This window comes from Aeromonas sp. HMWF016 (genome assembly GCF_963878195.1).
Lineage (GTDB): Bacteria > Pseudomonadota > Gammaproteobacteria > Enterobacterales > Aeromonadaceae > Aeromonas > Aeromonas lacus.
On record NZ_CAWNWX010000109.1, the window covers coordinates 1 to 5983 of the forward strand.

Annotated in this window: 5 protein-coding genes; 2 read left to right on the forward strand and 3 right to left on the reverse strand. The window is 58.1% G+C overall.

Annotated features, from left to right (window positions below; all coding sequences use genetic code 11):
• The coding region (locus AACS24_RS18245) for a DUF4365 domain-containing protein (protein ID WP_146181431.1) at positions 1-1071 on the reverse strand (1071 nt) is incomplete at its 3' end.
• 279 nt (positions 1072-1350) lie between these two features.
• Here AACS24_RS18245 and AACS24_RS18250 point away from each other — a divergent pair.
• Positions 1351-2208, forward strand: a complete 858-nt coding sequence (locus AACS24_RS18250; protein WP_108571561.1) for a formate dehydrogenase accessory sulfurtransferase FdhD — start codon at positions 1351-1353, stop codon at positions 2206-2208.
• A gap of 89 nt (positions 2209-2297) precedes the next feature.
• Positions 2298-3164: a helix-turn-helix transcriptional regulator gene (locus tag AACS24_RS18255; protein WP_181364229.1), complete on the forward strand. Its 867-nt coding sequence runs from the start codon at positions 2298-2300 to the stop codon at positions 3162-3164.
• A gap of 403 nt (positions 3165-3567) precedes the next feature.
• On the opposite strand, the gene AACS24_RS18260 is transcribed toward AACS24_RS18255, so the two are convergent.
• Together AACS24_RS18260 and AACS24_RS18265 are read right to left on the reverse strand one after the other, a co-directional pair.
• A complete protein-coding gene (locus AACS24_RS18260) occupies positions 3568-5682 on the reverse strand; it encodes a sensor histidine kinase (protein WP_181364230.1) in 2115 nt (704 codons plus the stop codon).
• 26 nt (positions 5683-5708) lie between these two features.
• The coding region (locus AACS24_RS18265; protein WP_308810142.1) for a helix-turn-helix domain-containing protein at positions 5709-5983 on the reverse strand (275 nt) is incomplete at its 5' end.

The following is a 5983-nucleotide window of genomic DNA, read 5'->3' on the forward strand; positions in this document are numbered from 1 at the left end:
TATATCAATAAAGAAATCAGAGAGGATATTATATTGTCCATCTCTTGTTAATCGACGACATAACTCAATACATTTTTGTAATGAAATACAGCTCTTATGATAGAGCTGCTGTGTTTGGTTATTAAATATAGCGCGTTCAAAAGAACCTTTTTCAAAGTGATTAATGGAGTTATGTATCGCATGCAATTGATCTAGTTGTAACTTAAATTTGACTCTTCGAGATTTACCTACCGCAATCAGTCTATGAAGCCTACTTTTTTGTTCTCTAGCCAGAGAAATAAGCCAATGACAAATTTTATAGTTTTCATCAAGAATATCTTTACTTACATTTGTAAATGGTGCAGTTTGAAAAGCTTGCCAATAATATAAAAGAGCAACGAACCTATCCTTAGCTGGAACTATTGGAGATAAGCATATTTCTGCGGCCTTCTGATAGACACCATGAAAATTTTTATCAAATAAATAGTTATTTAGCTGCTGATGATACGCCTTGAATAGAGCGTCACCAATATCATCAATTTTCTTGTTCAGTGTTGATGGATTGACTATTGGATATCTTTTAATTGAATCCTGCAAACCTTTCACATTAAGGTAATCCCAGCACTCCACAACAGACATAAATATATTTTTTGCTGAACAGGCATTTTTCCTGATTAAATAATTGTCGATTGGAAGATGAACCTGAATAGACTCATTATCTCCTGACTCCGCAGCCTTTCTTATTAAAGTCTCATTATTTGTAATCATCAACCAGAAAATTCTCTCTGATGAAATTTCTACAACTACTAATACCACTGGCACTTTGAAGTCCAAGTAATACTTCAACCTCTCCATTTTCAAATTAAAAGACAATATCTTCCCATCGTTAATATATGTAGACTTTTCCTCACCTTTAATCTGCACCTTAAAGATGCTTTCTTTACCTAAAGCTTTACCACTCTCATCCTTTAGCTCTATCTCGCCATCAATACCAAAATCATTTTGGTCTTCTTGACTACGAAATATCCAGCTACTTGGTAAGTTATACTCAAATATACGGCCTGCTTCTGTTCCTATTTCACCTGCATTCATTAGATATCGCGACCTTATTTAAAATACGTGTAGCGTGGATTCAATGGCATGTTCTACATACCACATATAATGTTTTGTTAAAATTCTAACCCTCTTGGTTTTCAAAGAAAAGCGTGGCTGTTTACAACCTACTCAGAATGGGATCGGGCTCGCTTTTACCAAGACAACATAATTACGCTTTTCGTACTATCACTCTGACATTCTTTCCGTCCTATTAATCTGGAACAAAACTTGCTGTATCCCTCCCCTTAGATCCCGGCAACCGGTCGCGAGGGGCCCATGACACCGACCTTTATCAAAAGCAATGCAGCAGCCCAGCTCACCATGGCCGTCGAGGTGATGGATGAGCAGGGCACGCTGCAAACCCGCCAAATCGCCTGTGAGCGGCCACTGACGGTCTACCTCAACTGGAAGGAGATAGTGACCCTGATGACGCTGGGGGCCCGCCCCGAGGCGCTGGTACTGGGTTATCTGAAAAATCAGGGTTTTATCGAGGATATTTCGGCCATCGAGTCGGTGATCGTCGATTGGGAGAGCGAGGCCGCCGCCGTGGTGAGCAGCCAGCAGGCCGAAGATCTCGACAAATCCCTGGAGAAGAAGACGGTCACCTCCGGCTGCGGTCAGGGCACCATGTATGGCAGCGTGATGAAGAAGCTCGAAGGGGTGGTATTGGCGGCGCCCGAGCTTAAACAGAGCACCCTCTACGCCCTGCTCAAGGCGCTTTCGGCCCATAACGAAACCTACAAGATGGCGGGCGCCGTCCATGGCTGCGCCATCTGTCGCGACGCTGAGATCCTCTCCTTTGTCGAAGATGTGGGGCGCCACAATGCGGTGGATACTCTGGCGGGCGAGCTCTGGATGAGCGGCGAGGCTGGCTACGACAAGATCTTCTACACCACGGGGCGGCTCACCTCTGAGATGGTGATCAAGGTGGCGCAGATGGGCATTCCGGTGCTGCTGTCACGCTCCGGCGTCACCCAGATGGGGCTGGATCTGGCCCGCCAGCTCGGCATCACCATGATTGCCCGCGCCAAGGGGCGCCACTTCGAGGTCTTTAGCGGCCACGACCATATCGTGCTGGACGAGAAACCGCCGGTGCTGGCGCCCGGTTCGGCCGGTCGCGGGATGCGGGACTAAGCCATGAACGAGTTTATGAGTGCCAAGCAGATCGCTCTGTATCTCGACCACGCCACCACAGAGGTCAGGAACAAGCCATGAACGAATTTATGAATGTGAAGCAGGTGGCCGAGTACCTCGATCTCAACGAGAAGAAGGTCTACCAGCTCGCCAACGAGGCGCGCATCCCCGCCACCAAGGCGACCGGCAAGTGGCTGTTTCCCCGCTCCCTGCTCGATCGCTGGCTGCTTGGCAGCTGCCACGAGGGGGTGATGAACGACCGCCTGCTGCTGGCGGGCTCGGACGACGTATTGCTCCACTACGCCAGCAGCCGGCTGGCCCGGCAGCTCGGCACCCAGGCACTGGTGGGCTACACCCCGTGCGGCACAAGGCAGGGGCTGGCGATGCTGGCGCGCGGCCATGTGGATCTCTGCGCCATCCACTGGGGGCAGGCCGAGGAGGCCCACCTGCGCCACCCGGCGCTGGTGCAGCAGTATCAGGGCCACCGGCAATGGGTGATCGTTCATGGATTTCGGCGGGTACAGGGGCTGGTGCTGCGGCAAGGGCTGCAACCCAAAGAGGCGAAAGAGGCGCTCGACTGGCGCTGGGCCATGCGTCAGGAGGGGGCTGGCAGCCAGCGCGCCCTGCAGGAGTGGCTGCAAACGCAAGGAGAGTCCCTGACCCGGCTGGAGCGCACCCTCGAGGTCAACAGCGAGCGGGAGCTGGCTGCCGCCATCAGCCGTGGCGATGCGGACGTCGGGCCCGGCGCCCAGAGCACCGCCACCGAGTTTGGCCTCGGCTTTATGCCCTTGTCGCAGGAGTGCTTCGATCTGGTGATGCCGCAGGGGGTCTACTTTCGCACCCTGCTGCAACAGCTGATCGGTTGGCTGCAATCCCCCGAGGGGCGCGAGCTGGCGGCCCGCCTCGGCGGCTATGACCTGACCCAGAGCGGCAAGCTGGTGTGGAGCCCGCTGTAAGCGGCCCTATACCAGCCGAACCGTTGACACTCTCCCACACTTCACCCTCTCCCGCCATTTCACGTCTCGCAGGCCAAGCGGCCTGCGAGACGATTTGCCTGCCTTTGCCTGACGCCCTTCTACGCCTCTTCATAACCTCCCCCTCAGATCGGAGGGAGGGCGCTAGAAGCCTCCATCCACCTGTAACAGGCGCTCAGAACGGGTTGGCACTCGGCATAAGTTAAAATTTGGTCATTTTGGCAAAACCCATAAATTTAATTTATACCGCCGGTTTTGCCCCAAAGAGGGTAGCAAGGTCTCCCTAGCCAGCCCTGCCCAAGCCCCCTCCGATCCGCCAGAGCCGCCATAAAAAAATCCCCAAGGCTTTGCTCGGGGATCTTTGCAGTTGCATGCAGGTGAAGGGTTACTGACTGCGCTCGCCGCTGGAATCAAACCCTTCGGCATTGAGGGCGATGCGCCACCCTTCGAGCTGGACCGGTTCACCGCCGCTTGGCAGCAGGGCGTGGCTGCGCAGCCGCACGGTAAAGCAGCTCCCCTGCCCCGGGGTGGAGTCCACCAAGAGCTCGCCACCCCAGCGGCTGATGATGCGGTGACTCAACGCCAGCCCCAGCCCGGTGCCGGTGGCTCGGGTGGTGAAGAAGGGGTCGAAGATCTTGTCCATGATGGCCGCCTCGATGCCGCTGCCGTTGTCGATGACCCGCACCAGCGCCCCCTGCAACACGCCCGCCTCATCGAACCAGTCGCGGCTCTCGACCCGGATCTCCCCCTGCTCACCCAGCGCGTGGCTGGCGTTGACCAAGAGGTTTATCAGCACCTGCAACAGCTGCTGGCGATCCGCCTCGATGGGCTGCTGCGCCTTGAGGTCGGCCACCAGCGCCACCTGCTGCTGGCGCAGGGCGGAGCGCACCAAGGTCAGGCTCTCCTCGATGATGGGGTTGAGGTGCTGCCACACCGGCGCCGTCTCGTAGTCGCCGGGACGGGAGTATTGCAGCAGGCTGCGGGTGATGGCGCGAATGCGCTCGATCTGGGTCAGTACCAGCGCCAGCTCTTCGCTGACCGGCTCGGCCGCCTCCCCCAGCTCCAGCTTCATCAGCTCCACGTTGCCGAGGATCACCGCCAAGGGGTTATTGATCTCGTGGGCAACGCCAGCCGACAGTTCGCCAAGGGCCGCCAGCTTCTCGCTGATGAGCAGCTGCTGGCGCGCCTCGGTCAGCATCTGGATATGCTCCTCCAGCTCGGCGGTCTTCTGCTTGAGGCTCTGGGTGCGCTCGGCCACCTTCTGCTCCAGCTCGTCGGCGCTGCGGGCCATCTGCTGCTGGTGCGCCTCTTGCCTGTCCAGCATGGCGTCGAACTGGCGGCCAAGCTGGGCCAGCTCGTGGTCGGGGTCGAGGGCCAGCTCGCCGATGCGGGCCGACTGCCCCGCCTGCACCTGCCGCACCACCTTGTGCATCCGCTCGATGGGGGTGAAGAGATCCCGCGCGCTGCGATAGACCAGCAGGCCCGAGATGAGCAGCAACACCACCACGCCGGAGCCGAGCTCCACCAGATTGGTGAGGTAGGTGCGGATGATGGGCCACTCGAGGAAACCGACGTAGAGCATGCCGATCCGCTCGCCCCTGGCGCCTAGGAGCGGCTCGTAGCCCGAGACATACCAGGCGTCGTGGACGAAGGCGCGGTCAATCCAGAGCTCGCCCCGCTTCAGCACCTGCTCGCGCACCGGCGGCGAGACCCGGGTGCCTACTGCCCGGCCCACCTGATGACTGCTGCTGATCGGGACGTTGGTGCTCACCCGCAGATCGTCGAGAAACAGGGTGACGGTGCCGACGCTGCCATCCGGCAGAGTGCTCTTGGCAAACACCTGCCCCTTGATCTCGTCCACCAGCCGGGTGCTGCCGTTAATCAGCTCGCCACCCTCCAGCACTGCCCAAAGGGAGCCGTCGCGGCCCATCACCGGCGTCAGCGAGAGGCTGATCAGTCCCCGGTTCTCCACCACTTTGGTGCCGTCCCGTTGCCACAGCACGGCCCGTTTGGCCAACAGCGGCGAGAGGGCGCGCATCTCCTGCTGCGACCAGACCACAAAGTGGCTGACGCTGTGCCCGGCACGCAGAGCCGTCAGCTCCTGCGCCGTCAGGGTGTCCAGCTCGTCACCGCGGCGCAAACGCAGAAAATCGAGGCCGTAGTTGGATGCCAGCGGCATCACCCAATCCTGCAGCTGATCCGGCGATTCCCGCAGCCGCAGCTGAAAGGCCCAGGCATCGCGCAGGTGCTCGAGGTGCTCGCTCTGGCGCAGTTGCTGCACGCTCACCGCGTGGTGGGCGCTGGCCAGATCGCTTCTGACCGTGGTGAGCAGGCTCTGCCAGCTGTAGGTAAGAGTCCAGTAGAGGGTAAGCGCCACCATGCCCGCCAGACTCAGCATGATGGGCATGGAGGTGAGCAGCAGCAGGCGCCAGCGCACCTTGGTGCGCACGCAGCGCGGCAACAGGATCCGGATACAGCGTGACAACAGGCTCTTTTTCATCGCCACTCCCTTGGCATCGGCAGACCTCATTCGATGGCCCACTCCTTGAACTTGCGATCCAGCGTCTTGCGCGCCACCCCAAGCACCCGGGAGGCGGCCGACTTGTTGCCATCGTGATTCGCCACCACTTGCAGGATGTGGGCCTTCTCCACCTCTGCCAGCGGCCACTCAACCGGATAACCGTCGCCGCCATCGCTTTGCGGCGCCGGCTGGCTGCTCTGCCAGTAGTCGGCGGGGGGCTTGCCGAGCAGCAGGCAGCGCTCGATGAGGTTGCGCAGCTCGCGCACGTTGCCGGGCCAGG